Annotated in this window: 15 protein-coding genes; 8 read left to right on the plus strand and 7 right to left on the minus strand. The window is 68.6% G+C overall.

The features are described 5' to 3' along the window. Nucleotides 1–91 precede the first annotated feature (91 nt). The 3 genes from ACX1DX_RS14310 to ACX1DX_RS14320 are packed head-to-tail and all read left to right on the plus strand — an operon-like array spanning nucleotide 92 to nucleotide 3295. Nucleotides 92–865, plus strand: a complete 774-nt coding sequence (locus ACX1DX_RS14310; protein ID WP_233120700.1) for an ABC transporter ATP-binding protein — start codon at nucleotides 92–94, stop codon at nucleotides 863–865. Beyond that, on the plus strand, nucleotides 862–1932 hold the full coding sequence (locus ACX1DX_RS14315) for a COG1361 S-layer family protein (protein WP_076059872.1): 1071 nt from the start codon (nucleotides 862–864) through the stop codon (nucleotides 1930–1932). Before ACX1DX_RS14310 ends, ACX1DX_RS14315 begins: the two co-directional genes overlap by 4 nt. 7 nt (nucleotides 1933–1939) lie before the next feature. After that, complete coding sequence (locus tag ACX1DX_RS14320; protein WP_459397121.1) at nucleotides 1940–3295, plus strand: ABC transporter permease; 1356 nt, start codon at nucleotides 1940–1942, stop codon at nucleotides 3293–3295. Between the two features lie 106 nt (nucleotides 3296–3401). Here the strand turns inward: ACX1DX_RS14320 and phoH2 are convergent, their stop codons facing one another. From phoH2 to trhA, 3 genes are all read right to left on the minus strand, one after another. Further along, the gene (gene phoH2 / locus ACX1DX_RS14325) at nucleotides 3402–4739 is read right to left on the minus strand and encodes an RNA 5'-3' helicase PhoH2 (protein WP_076060178.1); all 1338 of its coding nucleotides are present in this window, start codon (nucleotides 4737–4739) and stop codon (nucleotides 3402–3404) included. A gap of 155 nt (nucleotides 4740–4894) precedes the next feature. Continuing rightward, on the minus strand, nucleotides 4895–5566 hold the full coding sequence (locus ACX1DX_RS14330; RefSeq protein WP_459397122.1) for a PIG-L deacetylase family protein: 672 nt from the start codon (nucleotides 5564–5566) through the stop codon (nucleotides 4895–4897). Nucleotides 5567–5600: 34 nt separating this feature from the next. Then, nucleotides 5601–6335 (minus strand): PAQR family membrane homeostasis protein TrhA, encoded by a 735-nt coding sequence (gene trhA, locus ACX1DX_RS14335; RefSeq protein ID WP_459397123.1) that lies wholly within the window; start codon nucleotides 6333–6335, stop codon nucleotides 5601–5603. Between the two features lie 233 nt (nucleotides 6336–6568). Between trhA and ACX1DX_RS14340 the strand changes: the two genes are divergently transcribed. Together ACX1DX_RS14340 and ACX1DX_RS14345 are read left to right on the plus strand one after the other, a co-directional pair. Next, nucleotides 6569–7369 carry an isoprenyl transferase gene (locus ACX1DX_RS14340; protein WP_459397124.1) on the plus strand — a complete coding sequence of 267 codons (801 nt, stop codon included), beginning with the start codon at nucleotides 6569–6571 and terminating at the stop codon, nucleotides 7367–7369. Nucleotides 7370–7531: 162 nt separating this feature from the next. After that, nucleotides 7532–8080, plus strand: coding sequence for a DUF4245 domain-containing protein (locus ACX1DX_RS14345; RefSeq protein WP_459397125.1), 549 nt, complete (start codon nucleotides 7532–7534; stop codon nucleotides 8078–8080). 5 nt (nucleotides 8081–8085) lie between these two features. Here ACX1DX_RS14345 and ACX1DX_RS14350 read toward each other — a convergent pair whose 3' ends face one another. From ACX1DX_RS14350 to ACX1DX_RS14360, 3 genes are read right to left on the minus strand one after another with little or no spacing between them, the layout of a single operon-like run. Then, nucleotides 8086–8280, minus strand: coding sequence for an exodeoxyribonuclease VII small subunit (locus tag ACX1DX_RS14350; RefSeq protein WP_182766065.1), 195 nt, complete (start codon nucleotides 8278–8280; stop codon nucleotides 8086–8088). A 22-nt stretch (nucleotides 8281–8302) separates the two neighbouring features. Beyond that, nucleotides 8303–9526, minus strand: coding sequence for an exodeoxyribonuclease VII large subunit (xseA, locus tag ACX1DX_RS14355; protein ID WP_459397126.1), 1224 nt, complete (start codon nucleotides 9524–9526; stop codon nucleotides 8303–8305). Between the two features lie 10 nt (nucleotides 9527–9536). Then, nucleotides 9537–10304, minus strand: coding sequence for a hypothetical protein (locus ACX1DX_RS14360; RefSeq protein ID WP_076059855.1), 768 nt, complete (start codon nucleotides 10302–10304; stop codon nucleotides 9537–9539). A gap of 53 nt (nucleotides 10305–10357) precedes the next feature. On the opposite strand from ACX1DX_RS14360, the gene ACX1DX_RS14365 reads away from it, so the two are divergent. After that, entirely contained in the window at nucleotides 10358–11323 is a 966-nt protein-coding gene (locus tag ACX1DX_RS14365) for a 4-hydroxy-3-methylbut-2-enyl diphosphate reductase (protein ID WP_459397127.1), read from the plus strand. A gap of 61 nt (nucleotides 11324–11384) precedes the next feature. Here the strand turns inward: ACX1DX_RS14365 and ilvA are convergent, their stop codons facing one another. After that, nucleotides 11385–12659, minus strand: a complete 1275-nt coding sequence (ilvA, locus tag ACX1DX_RS14370) for a threonine ammonia-lyase IlvA (RefSeq protein WP_182762102.1) — start codon at nucleotides 12657–12659, stop codon at nucleotides 11385–11387. A gap of 123 nt (nucleotides 12660–12782) precedes the next feature. On the opposite strand from ilvA, the gene ACX1DX_RS14375 reads away from it, so the two are divergent. Beyond that, nucleotides 12783–14303, plus strand: coding sequence for a DNA recombination protein RmuC (locus ACX1DX_RS14375; protein ID WP_245244109.1), 1521 nt, complete (start codon nucleotides 12783–12785; stop codon nucleotides 14301–14303). Between the two features lie 55 nt (nucleotides 14304–14358). Further along, a complete protein-coding gene (locus tag ACX1DX_RS14380; protein ID WP_459397128.1) occupies nucleotides 14359–15633 on the plus strand; it encodes a M18 family aminopeptidase in 1275 nt (424 codons plus the stop codon). Nucleotides 15634–15661: the final 28 nt, after the last annotated feature.

The following is a 15661-nucleotide window of genomic DNA, read 5'->3' on the forward strand; positions in this document are numbered from 1 at the left end:
TGCTCGGCACTGCGTCCTTCTCCCGGGTCGGGGCAGCGTCGACGACGGGGACCGCTATGTTTCTTGTACCACGACACAAGGGGGGTGCCTGGTGCCACCGAAGACACAGCGGCCGCCGCTGCCGGACGTCGGCCAACCCCTCGTGCAGACGCGTGACCTGAGCAAGATCTTCCGCGTCGGCGACTCCCGGGTGGTCGCCCTGAACCGGGTCAACCTCACCATCCCGCGGGGCAGCTTCACCGCCGTCGTGGGCACCTCCGGTTCTGGCAAGTCGACGCTGCTGAACATGCTCGGCGGCCTCGAGAAGCCGACGGCGGGCGAGGTGTTCGTCGCCGGCCAACCGCTGCACAGGTTCAGCGAGTCCCAACTGGTCACCTACCGCCGCGAGCAGGTGGGCTTCATCTTCCAGTCGTTCAACCTGCTGCAGTCGCTCACCGCCCTCGACAACGTCGCGATGCCCTTGAGTTTCCGGGGCATCCCGAAGCGCACCCGGCAGGCCCGCGCCCGGGCGATCCTCACGCAACTCGGGCTCGCCGGGCACCTCCACCACAAACCGAGCCAGCTCTCCGGCGGCCAGCAGCAGCGCGTCGGCATCGCCCGCGCCATGGCCGTCCAGCCCACCCTCGTCTTCGCCGATGAGCCCACCGGCAACCTTGATTCGCGCACCTCGGAAGAGACGCTGCGCCTCTTCCGCGCCGTCATCCAGCGCTTCCAGCAAACGTGGATCATGGTCACCCACGACCACCACCTCGCTTCGTTCGCCGACACGATCATCAGCATCGGGGACGGCCGCATCACCGACATCTCCCAGACGGAACACGCCCAGACGGGCCCCGTCGTCACTACCCAGAAGGTCGCGCCATGAAGATGATCCACCGCCTCATGCTCGTGCTGATGATGGTGTCCAGCCTGAGCCTCATCCCGCTCGCCAGCGCGGCGGGGGACCCCACCACGGACGGTGGCGTGCTGGGCGACGGCGGCACCGAGGGTGCGCCGGTGGGCGAACCACCCGCGCCTCCCGTCGTCGTGCCGGGCGTGTCCACCCCGCGCGTCATCCTGTCGGGGTTCACGACGAACCCGGCGGAGGTGCAGGCCGGCGACGACTTCCAGGTCACCTTCACGCTGCGCAACACCTCCACGAAGACGCGCGTGCAGAACATGAAGGTCACGCTGACGTCGGCCGACGCGGCCTTCCTGCCGGCCAACGGCTCGTCGTCGCTGTACCTCAGCCGCATCGGCGCCGACCAGATCGAGTCAGGCACGATGAACTTCCACTCGCTGCCCTCCCTGGAGGAGAAGCCGTACCAGCTGACGATCAGCATCGAGTACGAGGACAGCCAGGCCAACGCCTACTCGGCCCAGGAGACGGTCTCCATCCAGGTCAAGCAGAACATCCGCGCCGACGCGTCGGCCCCGCAGTTGCTGCCGCCGCAGTTGACGATGGGTCAGGACGCCTCGCTGACCTTCAGCATCTTCAATCAGGGCAAGACCAAGCTCTACAACGCCAAGGCCTCCATCGCCGAGGGCCAGCCCATCGTCGGCCAAGAGGTGTTCGTCGGCACTGTCGACGCCGGGGCCAGCGGAGCCGTCGACATGACGGTGCAGGCGGTGGAGGAGGCCGCCGGGCCCGTGACCGTCACCGTGTCCTATGAGGACGTCGACGGCAACGTGAGCACCATGGACAAGACCCTCGAGGTCGCCGTGATGGCACCCATGCCGATGGAGGAGCCGGGCCAGTGGGAGGAGCCCATGCCGGAGGAGGGCGCGGGTTTCCCCTGGATCCCGGTGCTCGTCGGCGGCGGCCTGCTCCTGCTGTTCCTGATCATGGCGTTGCTCGTGGTCCGGCGTCGCCGGCGCAGGCGCGCCGAGACGGAGGACATGGAGTCGCTGGCGGCACTCGGCGACCCGCTCATCGGCGCGGAAGTCCGCTGAGTCCTCGATGCGTTGGTCCGATCTCCTCGCGACGAGCTTCGCGAGCCTGCGTCAGCGACTGTTCCGCACGTCGCTGACGGTGCTGGGCGTGCTCATCGGCACCACCGCGGTGATCGTGATGGTGTCGCTGGGGGTAGGGCTCTCGTCGAGTTTCACGGCCCAGTTCCAGAACATCAACCTGCGCCAGGTGTCCGTGAACGGGGCCCCGGCGCCCGAACAGGTGGGCGTCGGCGGGCCCACCAAGATGAACGAGGCCATGCGCACCTTCCTGGCGTCGACGCCGGGTGCGACTGCCGTGTGGCCCGTGTACCTGGCCGACCTGGAGATCAGCGTCGGCACCACCAAGCAGTACCTCCAGATCCAGGGCCTCCCAGCCGAAGCCTTCCCGGAGATGGAGCTCGAGCTCGCATGGGGCGAAATGCCGCAGCGGGGCACGTTCGGCCTGCTGCTGGGCGACAGGGTGGACGAGCAGTTCTGGGACCCGATGACCGGCATGCCCATGGACATCGACTTCAGGACCCAGACCCTCTTCGGCACGGTCGCCACCTGGGGGGAGTACGGCCCCGTGCCGATCGACGGCGCCCCGGCGCCCGGCGACGACCCGGCGGCGCCCCCGAAACCTGCGAAGCGGCACATCCTGCCTGTCATCGGCGAACTCCACAGCGACCTCGCGGAAGACCAGTGGGGGCCGTACTCGACGTCGGTGTGGGCGGATCTCGACGGCATGATCGAGTGGCTACGGAAGGCGATGCCGGGTAAGGCGTTGCCGAACCAGCCCGCCACATCGGACGGGAAGCCGCTGGGCAAGGACTTCATCTACACCGAGTTCAAGGTGCTGACGGACAGCCCGGAGGACGCGGAGGCGGTGCTCAACACGCTGCGGGACCAGGGCTATCAGGCATATGCGGAGATCGAGTGGATCCGGCAGTCGCAGGAACAGGGGCTGATCATCCAGGCGGTGTTCGGCGGCATCGGTTTCATCTCGCTGCTGGTGGCGGCCATCGGCATCGCCAACACGATGATGATGAGCGTCTACGAGCGCACCAGGGAGATCGGCATCATGAAGGTGATGGGAGCCGCCCTCGGTGACATCCGCAAGATGTTCCTGATCGAGGCTTCGAGCATCGGCTTCTTCGGCGGCCTCATCGGGCTGTTGTTGTCGCTGGGCGTCTCCGCGGTGCTGAACGCCACCCTGGGATCGCAGATGGTCACCGGTGCCGAGGGCGGCCAGGTGTCGATCATCCCCGTGTGGTTGATGGTGGGGGCCGTCGGCTTCGCCACGCTGATCGGTACGGTCGCCGGCGTGCTTCCGGCGCAGCGCGCGATGAAACTCAGCCCGCTGGCCGCCATCCGCGCCGAGTAGGGGACCGTCACCGGAAATTCGGAGGGAGATTCCTGCCACATCCCGCTCCATGCGGGCGATGTGGCCGAAGTCTCCCTCCGAATTCCTGCCTGTGCCGGGGTGACCGTCAGCCGAGTGAGTCGACCTCGAGCATGTCGGTGACCAGCGCGGCGATCTGCGAACGCTCGGAGCGGGTCAGGGTGACGTGCGCGAAGAGGGGATTGCCCTTCAACTTCTCGATCACGGCGACCACTCCGTCGTGGCGACCCACCCGGAGGTTGTCCCGCTGGGCGACATCGTGCGTCAGCACCACACGCGAGTTCTGGCCGACCCTGGACAACACCGTCAGGAGGACGTTGCGCTCCAGCGACTGGGCCTCGTCCACGATGATGAACGCGTCGTGCAAGGACCGGCCGCGGATGTGGGTCAGCGGCAGCACCTCGATCATGTCCTGTTCGAGCAACTCGTCGATGACGTACTTGTTGGTGACCGCCGAAAGGGTGTCGAACACCGCCTGGCCCCAGGGCTGCATCTTCTCTTCCGCGCTGCCCGGGAGGTAGCCGAGCTCCTGACCGCCCACCGCGTAGAGCGGCCGGAAGATCATCACCTTGGTGTACTTGCGCTGCTCCAGCACGGCGTCGAGGCCCGCGCAGAGCGCCAGCGCCGACTTGCCGGTGCCCGCCCGGCCGCCCAGGGAGACGATGCCGATGGTGTCGTCCATGAGGATCTCGAGTGCCACCCGCTGCTCTGCGGAGCGGCCGCGGAGGCCGAAGACCTCGCGGTCGTGCTTGATGAGCTTCAGGTCCCCGTTGGGCAACTTGCGGGCCAGCGCCGACGAACCAGGGGCATTGACCACCACGCCGGAGTGGACGCAGATGTCGTCTGCGGCCGCTGTGGTGAGCACGCCGCCGGAGTAGAGGGAATCGACGTCCTCAGAGGTGACGGCGACCTCCGCCATGCCCGTGTGCCCGGTGTGGACCGCCAGGTCGTTGCGGTACTCCTCTGCGGCGAGCCCCACGGCCGCTGCCTTCACCCGCAGCGGCACGTCCTTGGTGACCAGCACCACGTCGTGGCCCTCGTTGGCGTAGTTGAGCGCGACGGCGAGGATGCGGGTGTCGTTGTCGCCGAGGCGGAAACCGGGCGGGAGCGCTTCCTCGTTGCTGTGGTTCAACTCGACCCGCAGGTTTCCGCCCTGGTCGTTGGTGGGCAGCGGGGTGTCGAGACGGCCGTGTTCGACGCGGAGATCGTCGAGGAGGCGAAGTGCTGAACGGGCGAAGAAGCCCAGTTCGGGGTGGTGGCGTTTGGCTTCGAGCTCCGTGATGACCACGATCGGCAGGATGACGTTGTGCTCCTTGAAGCGCAACATCGCCTTCGGGTCTGAAAGGAGGACGGAGGTGTCGACGACGTAGGTCTTGATGGCCGTGATGGGCTGCGCAGCGGTGGGGGAAGTCTGCTGGTCTGACAGGTTGAGCACGTTTGCTCCCTTCGCGGGGGCGACGCTCTTGCCTGCCCCCGTCCTGAGGTCAGGGGACCGGATCTTCGATGATGGAGCGATTCTCCATGGCTAGACAGTAACGTGCCGGTGGGGCAACGGGAAGACCCCGAATGACAACGGTGTGGTTAAGATTCCCGCGCCGGTGCGGAAACGAGCCTGAACTGGACTCGGTTCTCTCCGTGCCCGGTGTCGATGCTGCGGCTCACCACCGCCTCGGCCTGCGTCCACACGTCGGTGGTCGGGTCGAGCACCGCCAGGTAGACCTGGTGCTCCGCGAGCGACCGGACGGCGGCCTGCACGTCGTCGTCCGTGACCACCAGGTGGTGCGTCGGGCCGGGGCCGTTCTCGAAATGCCAGACGTTCCTGCCCTCGATCGCCTCGATGGTGGCCTCCCCGACGGCCATGTGGTCGGCCTGGTTGGGCATGCCGGGTTCCCACTCGGGGCCCCGGTAGGTGGAGATGACCAGATCGATGGGATGGGACTCGGTGGCGTGCCGGAGGGCGTCGGCGAGCCCGGGGGTGTCTGCCAGCCTGCCGTCGGGGAGGTCGAGCCAGATCAGCCGGCTGACGCCCACATGGGCGGCCGCGCGGCGCTGCTCCTCCTCGCGGAGCGGGCCGGCCTCGGCCGGCGACATCCCCTGGATGCCGGCCTCGCCGCTGGTGGCCAGGAGGTAGGTGACCTGCTTCCCCTCGCGCGTCCACCTGGCCACGGCAGCTGCGATGCCGTACTCCGGGTCGTCGGGATGCGCGACGACGACCACTGCATGATTCCAGCTGGTGGGAAAGAGGTCCGTCATGGAGCCAATCTACCGGCGGCAGGTGGCACGGGGATCAGAAAATGGCCAGCCCGATGGCGACCGCGTGCAGCACGGCGGCGATGATCGTGCAGGCGTGGAACACCTCGTGGAAACCGAACCAGGTGGGCGACAGCTGCGGCCGCTTCGTCCCGTAGGCGAGCGCCCCCACCGAGTAGACGAGCCCGCCGCCCAGCAGCAGCAGGACCACTGCGGGGCCGCCCTCTGCCCAGAACTGGTTGAGCCAGCCGACCGCCGCCCACCCCATGGCCACGTAGAGCAGCGTGTAGAGCCAGCGGGGCGCCGACAACCACGTGACGCGGAACAGCACGCCGAGCACGGCGATGGACCAGATCAGGATCAGCAGGGCCCAGCGGGAGCTGCCGTCCAGCAGCGCGAGCGTCAGGGGGGTGTAGGTGCCGGCGATGAACACGAAGATGTTGGAGTGGTCGATGCGGCGGAAGATGGCGTTGGTCCTGTCGGACCAGTTCCCGCGGTGGTACACGGCGCTGGTGCCGAAGAGCTGCACTGCGGCCAGCGTGTAGACGGCGGCGCCGATACGGGCCGTGAGGTCCGGTGCGAAGGTGGTGAACGCCAGGCCGACGATGAAGACGATGGGCGACATCCCCAGATGCAGCCATCCCCGCAGCTTCGGCTTCGTGCCCGCCGTCCTTGGCGGCTCGCCGCCCTGGATGGGGGCTTCCGCCCTGGGCCGTTCGCTCGGCTGCGGGGTGGTTCCGGTGCCTGCTTCGACGGTGGAGGAGTCGTTCATGGTCAGACCTACGCTTCCGTAACTTACGCAACCGTAGGTTAACGCGTTGCGCGCCCATTTCCAACACGATTCCATCACTCGAGCGTCGGCGTCGCCCGGCAGACGCGCTGGCCGTCCTCCAGATGGGGTCGCCCCCTCCTTTGGCGGGGTCACGTCATCTGTAGGACACCTGCGGGGTTGGTTCGCGGAGGCGTACCTGCCGGGCCCTTGACGCGATGCCCTAGGCTTCTCGCATGTCACTTGCGCGCCCGCTCAGCGAGCGGTGGTGGCCGCCCAAATGGCTGTACGCCACCTACGAGCGCGGCGTGCTGGACAAGCTGGACAAGGCGTCGCTCCCCCAACACGTGGCCGTCCTCGCCGACGGTAACCGTCGGTGGGCCCGGATGAACGCACCCGGTGAGCCCCTCGTCGCCGGTTACCGGGCGGGCGCGGCCAAGCTCCGCGAGTTCGTGGAGTGGTGCGAGGACGCCGGCATCAAGGTCATCACGCTGTGGGTGCTCAGCACCGAGAACCTCAGCCGTGGTGAGGAGGCGGAGCTCGCCCCGCTGCTGCAGGTCATCCAGGACCTCGTGCGCGACCTCGCAGCCCGGAAGCGCTGGCGCGTGCAGGTGGTGGGAGCCCTTGACCTGTTGGATGACGAGTGCGCCCAGTCGTTGCGCGCGGCCTCCGCGTCGACGGAGGACATCGCCGGCATGGTGGTCAACGTAGCCGTCGCCTACGGCGGCCGCCACGAACTGCGCGACGCCGTGCGCTCCCTGCTCGCCGAGAAGGCTTCACAGGGCGCCACGCTGGAAGAGGTGGCGCAGACGCTGGAGATCGACGAGATCTCCGAACACCTCTACACGAAGGGTCAGCCGGATCCCGATCTGATCATCCGTACCTCCGGTGAGCAGAGGCTCTCGGGCTTCCTGTTGTGGCAGTCGGCGCACAGCGAGTTCTACTTCTGCGAGGCGTTGTGGCCGGATTTCCGCCGCGTCGACTTCGTCCGCGCGCTGCGGGCCTACGCCCAGCGCGAGCGTCGCTTCGGGCGCTGATCCCCGCGTCGTCCGGTCGAGGGCATTGCGACGTCCGGCGGCCCGGCAGGTGTGAGTTGTGCAGCGGACTAGCTGCACAACTTCACCCAGCCCGGGGTGGCTCGGCGCGTGCGGCTGGGCGCAGGTGGCTGTCGGAGGCGGCGGCTGGGTAGGGTGGCGCGCATGGCTCGCAACCCGAAGGCCCGCGGTAGGGACATGATCATCTCCTTGGCGGTCATCGCTGTTCCGGTGCTGCTGGTCATCATCTTCTTCACCTCCACGCCAAAGGAGGAGGTCGAACCCATCGATCTGGGCCCCTTCATCACCCGGGCGGAGGCGGAGTCGCCGTTCCCGGTGCTGGTGGCCGACCACCCAGGGGCGGGCTGGGTCCCGGTCCGCGCCGCCTGGGCCCAGAAGGGCCAGCCGTGGATCACCACGGAGCCCGCGGTAGGTAACTCGTGGCAGGTGGGATACCTCTCACCGGACGAGATCTACTACGGCGTCCTGCAGCGCGACGAGTCCGCCCGGGAGCTGGTACGCAGCGGCACCCGCGAGGGCAACGAGATCGGCGAGGAGACGAGGCTCGCCGGCCGTGACTGGTCCCGCTACGAGAGCAAGGACGGCCGTACGCGCAGCCTGGTCAACGAGCAGGACGGCGTGACGACGGTGGTCTCGGCGGACACCGACTTCCCGGAACTCGAGGCCTTCACCTCCACCCTCGTGGAGCGATAGGCCGCTCAGCCGGATTCGCGGGCCTTGGCCACCTGCTCCTTCGCGCCGTCGAGGAACTCCTGACAGATCTTCGCCAGTTCCTCGCCGCGCTTCCACAGCGCCATCGAATCGGCGAGCGACGCGCCGCCGGATTCCAGCTTGCCGACCACGGCGACCAGTTCGTCGCGGGCCTGCTCATAGGTCAGCTTCTCGTCAGCCATCGTGTGGCTCCCTTCGATACATTCAGGACGTCGGTTCGGGCGTGACCCGGGCGACATCGAGGGCCAGTTCCCCGTCGGCCAGGTAGGCGTGGATGCGGGCGCCGACGGTGGTGTCGGCGATGCTGGACACCGAGGCGTGGGCCTCGTCCACCAGAACGGCGTACCCGCGCTCCAGCGTCCGCTTGGGGGAGAGCGCCCGGATGGTGCTGACGGCTGCCCGGAGGTCTGATTCCTCATCGCGGAGCCGGCGGCCGATGGCAGATTCCAGACGGTGGCGCAGCAGCGACACCCGCTCGACGTGGGCGTCGAACGCACTGGTGGGGTCCACCATGACGGGGCGCGAGCGCAGCGCGTCCAGCACCTGCTGCTGGTGGGTGAGCACACCGTCGACGGCGCGGTGCAGCCGCTGGAGAGCCTGGGCGACACCGGCCTGCTCCGCCGCGTGGTCCGGCACCACGTGCTTGGCCGCGTCCGTGGGGGTGGAGGCCCGGTAGTCCGCCACGAAGTCGACGAGCGGGAAGTCGCGCTCGTGCCCGATGGCCGTGATCACCGGCGTGCGGGCCGCGTGGACCGCCCGCACGAGCCCCTCATCGGAGAAGCTCAACAGGTCTTCCAGGGAGCCGCCCCCGCGGGCGATGATGATGACGTCGACCTCCTGGTCGGCGTCCAGGGCGGCCAACGCCGTCATGACGGATTCCGCCGAGCTGACGCCCTGCACCAGCGCGTGCCGCACCCGGAGGTGGGCGCCGGGCCAGCGTCGCTCAACGTTGGTGATGACGTCGCGCTCCGCGTCGGAGTTCTTGCCGGTGACCAGCCCGATCACGCGTGGCAGCAGCGGGAGGCGGCGTTTGCGGTGGGCCTCGAACAGGCCCTCAGCCTGGAGCTTGCGCTTGAGTTGTTCGAGCTGCGCCAGGAGGCGACCCTCGCCGGCGACACGGAGTTCCAGGCATTCGTAGCTCAGCGTCGAGTTGCGGTCCCAGACGCGCGGCCGGATCCGGGCCGTCACGCGGGAGCCCTCCGGGATGGGACCGGCGGCGTCCAGCACCAGGGTGGAGGCGGTGACCTGGCAGGACATGTCGGCGATCCGGTCGCGGAACGTCATGAACTGGGTGGGGGCGTTGCGGCGCTTGATCTCCACCACCTGGGCGTCGACCCAGATCTCCCCGCACCGGTTCACCCAGTCCTTGACCGCCCCGATCACGCGGCCCAGCGGCTGCGGTTGTTCCGGGGAGCTGGTCAGTGCCATGCGGGCAACCCTAGTGGGCGCCGGCGTTGCGGTCCCAGGTACCGGCGTTGACGGTGGCGTAGAACGTGCCGTGGATCACGTTGCCCGGCTCGACGGGGTGCTCCATGGGGACGGCGACCGTGAGGTCGATGACACTGGCTGCCCGCACGTACTGGAAGTCGGTCTTCGTCAGCTCGTTGCGGCGCACCTCAACATCCTCGACGACGGCGCCCAACAGCAGGGTGGGCCCCGCCTCCTCGGTGGTGATGGAGGAGGCCTGCAACCCCATGAGCGACGGCGACACCATGGAGCGCGGCTCCATCAGCATCGAGCCGACGCGGGCGGCGTCGGAGGCCTTGAACGCCTCTTCGTCGGCGAACACCAGCACGTCCATGGCCAGCGCGCCCACCTGCAGTTCCTGGATGATCGAGAAGCCGCCGCCGGGGGCGAGGTCGTGCTGCTCGTAGGCGATGGGGTCGTCGACCATGGCGAGGAACTGGGTGAGCAGCTCGCCGCCCTCGCCCTGCGAGTACACGGCGACGCGCGCCAGGAGGTCCGTGAACCGGATCACCTGGGCCCGGTACCGCGTGTCCGAGCGGAGCCCTGCGGACACGTTGACCGCCTGCCCCTTGCGCTGCACGAAGGCCACCCGGGCGCCGCTCGGGTCGGTGTAGGCGCCGATCAGGGCGAAGCCAGGCGCCTTGTTGACGCCCCTGACCCCACCGTCGAACGCAGCCTTGGTGAGCGCCTCCATGGAGGTGAAGTCGAATCCGACGGCGTGCAGCTGAGGCGATTTCATGGGCCCAGGCTACCGAAGCGGGGGTATTTCCTATTTCACCTAGACTAAGAGGCATGACTGCCACCAAACGAGTCGTTGTCGCTGCGCCCCGCGGTTACTGCGCGGGCGTGGACCGCGCCGTGATCACCGTTGAGAAGGCCCTCGACCTGTACGGCTCACCCGTCTACGTGCGCAAGGAGATCGTGCACAACCGCCACGTCGTCGAGGACCTCCAGGCGCGCGGCGCGATCTTCGTCGAGGAACTCGAAGAGGTGCCGCCGGGTTCCACCGTGGTGTTCTCTGCGCACGGCGTCTCCCCGGCGGTGAAGTCGGAGGCGGCCGAGCGCGGTCTGAAAACCATCGACGCCACGTGCCCGCTGGTCACCAAGGTGCACCACGAGGCCAAGCGCTTCGCGACGGACGGCAAGACCATCCTGCTCATCGGCCACCAGGGCCATGAAGAGGTGGACGGCACCATGGGCCACGCGCCCGAGCAGACCATCCTGGTGCAGCACCCCGACGATGTCGCCGGGCTGGACCTGCCGGATGACGCGAATGTCGCCTGGTTGTCGCAGACCACCCTGTCCGTCGACGAGACCATGGAGACGGTGGGCCGGCTGCGGGAGAAGTTCCCGCTCCTGATGGACCCCCCGTCGGACGACATCTGTTACGCCACGCAGAACCGCCAGCTCGCAGTGAAGCAGATCGCCGGCGGCGGCTGCGACCTGATGATCGTGGTGGGGTCGGCCAACTCGTCGAACTCCGTGCGCCTCGTGGAGGTCGCGCTCGAGGCCGGGGCGAAGGCCTCGCACCGCGTCGACAACTACAGCGAGATCAAACCCGAATGGCTCGACGGCGTGGAGACGGTGGGCGTCACGTCCGGCGCCTCCGTACCCGACAACCTGGTGCAGGACGTGCTCACGTTCCTCGAGGAGCAGGGCTACCCCGTCGCTGTCGAGGAGCGCCTGACTGAGGAGACGCTGCAGTTCGCGCTGCCGCCGGAACTACGCAAGGACCTGCGCCGCGCAGTCAAGCACTGAGGCTGAGAATGGGGGCCGCCGGGAGACCGGCGGCCCTTTCTATGCCCGGACGACCGTCTGGTCAGACCAGGAAGGTGAAGTAGGGGGAGTCGTAGGCGATCTCCTCGGTCTTCATGCCGCACTCGTCGATGCGCTGGAGGAGGAAGCGGTAGTCGCCCGGGCTGCCCAGCTCGACGCCCACCAGCGCGGGACCGGTCTCCTTGTTGTTGCGCTTGACGTACTCGAAATAGGCGATGTCGTCCTCGGGCCCCAGCACGGAGTCGAGGAACATGCGCAGCGCGCCCGGCTGCTGCGGGAACTCCACCAGGAAGTAGCGCTTGCGGCCCTCGTGGATGAGCGAGCGCTCCACCACGTCTGCGTAGCGCGAGACGTCGTTGTTGCCGCCGCTGACCAGCACCAGCACCCGGGAACCCGTCGGGATCTGCACCCGCGGGCCCACCCCGCCGGTGGGGAGGGCGGCCGCGGCGAGGGCGCCGGCCGGCTCCGCGATGATGCCGTCGGTCTGGTACATGTCCAGCATCTCGGTGCAGATCTGGCCCTCGGGGACGCGCGCCAGCTCGATGCGGGCCTCGCGGATGGCCTGGAAGGTGAAGTCGCCGGCCCGCCGCACGGCCGCGCCGTCGACGAAGGTGTCGATGTTGTTGAGGGTGACGGGCCGCCCGGCAGAGATCGCGGCCGCCATGCAGGGCGCCCCCTCCGGTTCGACGCCGATGATCCGCACGTCCGGGTGTACCGCGCGCAGCCACGCCGAGCAGCCGGCGACGAGGCCGCCGCCGCCGATGGGCAGCACCACGACGTCCGGGACGAAGCCGAGCTGGTCGAACGCCTCGACCATCAGTGTCGCCTGGCCCGCGGCGGTGCGCGGGTCGTTGAACGCGGGGACGAGCACCATGCCCTGGCTGGCGAGCCGGACGGCTTCCTCCGAGGCCTCGTCGTAGGTGGCGCCGTGCAGCACCAGGTCCACGTACTGGCCACCGATCTTCTGGATCCGGTCACGCTTCTGGCGCGGCGTGGGGTGGGGCACCACGACGGTGGCATGGATGCCGAGGGCCGCGGCGGAGAACGCGACGCCCTGGCCGTGGTTACCGGCCGAGGCGCAGACGACTCCGGCGGCCTTCTCCTCCTCGTTGAGCTGGCTCATGAGGTTGTAGGCGCCGCGCAGCTTGTAGGAGCGCACGGGCTGCAGGTCTTCTCGCTTGAGCCAGATCTCGGAGCCGGTGGCGGCTGACAGCCGCTCATTGAGCTGCACGGGGGTGTGCGTGACGATGGCCGACAGCCGTTCGACGGCGTCGGGAATGGACTCGGCAAGGTCGGCCAGTGTGCTCACCCGGACCATTGTGTCACTCTGCGGTCACCGTGGACGTGGGTGACGTCGCCGGAGGGCCGGATCGCGGGGCCTTTGGGGCATACCCGGAGTGGGACTCAGGTTTTGTCTGAGGCGGCTGATTAGCTGTGAGGCATGGAAGCACTCGCCATCCTTTTCGGTCTTTTCGCCCTCGTCCTCGGCCTGGTCGGCGGCTTTCTGCTGGGCCGCCGCAGTACCGCGGCCGCAGGCGCCTCAGACGCGGCCGCCCGTGAGCAGGAGCAGCGCCAGTTGATGCAGGCCCGCGATGATTCCGCGCAGGCCCGGGCAGACGCCAGCCGCGCCCGCGAGGAGGCTGCCATGGCCAAGGCGGAGATCGCCCAGGTCCTCGCCGGCAAGGCCGAGCTGCGCGCCGTCGCCGCGGACGCCCAGCGGTTGGTGGCCGAGGCCCGGGGCGAGACCGCCAGGGTGCAGGCGCTCGTGGCGGCGGCAGAGGCGGAGCGCGACGCCGCGGTCCAGAAGGCCAAGGAACAGGCGGCAGACCGCGAGGTGCTCCTCAACCAGTTCAAGGTGCTGTCCTCGGAGTCGCTGGAGAAGCACGGCAAGGCCGCAGATGTCGTGGCGGACCAGCGGATGAAGGCCACGGAGCAACTCGTCGCCCCGCTGGCCGACGGGCTGCGCCAGATGCAGGAAAAGTTGCAGGCGGTGGAGAAGGACCGCGTGCGGATGGCCGCTGAGCTGGCTGAGCAGGTCAACACCGTGCGCATGTCGGGGGAGGCCATCCGCAAGGAGACCACCAGCCTCAGCCAGGCCCTGCGGACCCCCCAGGTGCGCGGAGCGTGGGGGGAGAGCAGCCTCAAGCGCATCGTCGAGATCTCCGGCCTCGTGGAGCGCTGCGATTTCGACACCCAGCAGAGCTACACCTCCGACGACGGCCTGTTCCGCCCTGACCTGCGGGTGAACCTCCCCGCCGGCAAGGTGATCTTCGTCGACGCAAAGGTGCCGCTGTCTGCGGTGCTCGAGGCGTACAACACCGAAGACCCAGAGGCCCAGAAGGGGCACTTCGCCTCTTTCGCCCGGCACGTCAAGACCCACATCGACCAACTCGCCGGCAAGAACTACTGGCAGCTGGATCTGGGCTCGCCGGAGTTCGTCGTGCTGTACCTGCCCTCGGACGAGTTCTACCGCTTGGCCATGGAGCAGCTGCCTGACCTGCATGACTACGCCACGCGCAAGCACGTCGTGCTCGCCTCGCCGGGGCTGCTCATCCCGCAGCTGCAGATCGTGGCGAACGGCTGGAAGCAGGTGGCTCTCGCGGAGACGGCCGGGGAGATCTCGAAACTCGGCCGCGAACTCTACGAGCGGCTCGCCACCCTCGGAAAGCACTTCGACAAGCTCGGCAATTCGCTGCGCAGCGCCGTGACGAACTACAACAGCGCCGTCGGTGCGCTGGAGAGCCGCGTCATGGTGTCGGCCCGCCGGTTCCGCGACTACGAGGTCGCCTCCGAAGACCTCACGGAGCTGAAGGGCGTGGAGTTGACCACCCGCCAGGTGACGGTCACGGAAATGCTCGACTACGAAGACCTACGCGAGCGGGAGCGCACGCTGCTCTCGTCTGAGCAGACCCTGCTGGACCCGCCGGTTCGCCAGCTTCCCCGTCGCACGGATGCTGGCTGAGGCCCGGCGCCACCCTTGGTCGCACGCCCATCGGGCTGGGGCTATGTTTGACGCCATGCTCAGCACCGCCCAGGACCACATCGCAGATCTCGCGGAGTTCGTCACCGCATCGCCCACCAGCTATCACGCGGCCAGCACGATGGCAGTGCGGCTGCGGGAGGCGGGCTTCGAGCAGTTGGACCCGCGTCGGCCCTTCGACGGCGTCGCCGGCAAGCGGTTCATCCAGCGCGACGGTGCCGTTGTCGCCTGGGTCGCCCCCGATGAGTTGGCCGAGGGCGCCGGGTTCCGCATCGTCGGCACCCACACGGATTCGCCGTCGTTCAAGATCAAGCCGGGTGACCTGGTTCGTTCGGCGGGCTGGGTCCAGGTGGGCGTGGAGGTGTACGGCGGGCCGCTGCTCAATTCGTGGCTGGACCGCGACCTCGGCATCGCCGGCCGCCTCGTCACCCGTGATGGGCAGAGCCACCTCGTGAAGAGCGGACCCATCGCCCGGATCCCACAGTTGGCCATCCACCTGGACCGCGGCGTCAACGACGCGCTCAAGCTGGACAAGCAGCAGCACATGCAGCCCGTGGTCGCCGTCGACCTGAAGCAGCCCGTGAAGGAGCATCTAGCGGTGCTGGCGGGCGTCGAGGCCGAGGAGGTCGCCTACCACGACCTGTACCTGTTCGATACCCAGCGGCCCGCCGTGATCGGGGCTGAGGAGGAGTTCTTCGCCTCGGGTCGCCTGGACAACCTGTCCTCCACCCACGCGGGCCTCACGGCCTTCGAGTCGCTGGAGGTGGGCTCCGACGTGTCCGTCCTCGTCGCCTTCGACCACGAGGAGGTGGGCTCCGCCACCACCACCGGCGCCGGTGGGCCCCTCCTGCAGGACGTCCTGGAGCGGATCGCGGCCGGCTACGGGCTGGGCCTGGACGCCACCCGCGCCATGTTCGCTCGGTCCAGCTGTGTCTCGGCGGATTCGGGGCATCTGGTCCACCCCAACTATGTGGGCCACCACGACCCGATCAACCACCCGCAGGCCAACGGCGGCCCGCTGCTGAAGATCAACGCGAACCAGCGCTACGCCACGGATGCGGTGGGCGCCGCACTCTGGCTGGACGCCTGCGCCCGGGCCGACGTGCCGACGCAGCCGTTCGTGTCCAACAACTCGATGCCCTGCGGCTCCACCATCGGGCCCATCACGGCCACCCGGCTGGGCATCACCACCGTCGACGTGGGTATCGGCCTGCTGAGCATGCATTCGGCGCGCGAGCTGTGCGGCGTCGAGGACGCCTGGCTCCTGGCCCGCGCGATGGAGTCGTACTACGCGGGCGGTGCTGCGGCCTGAGGTCTCGGGTGGCGCCGGGCCACGCCAG

It is taken from the genome of Tessaracoccus zhenghani, from assembly GCF_054552775.1.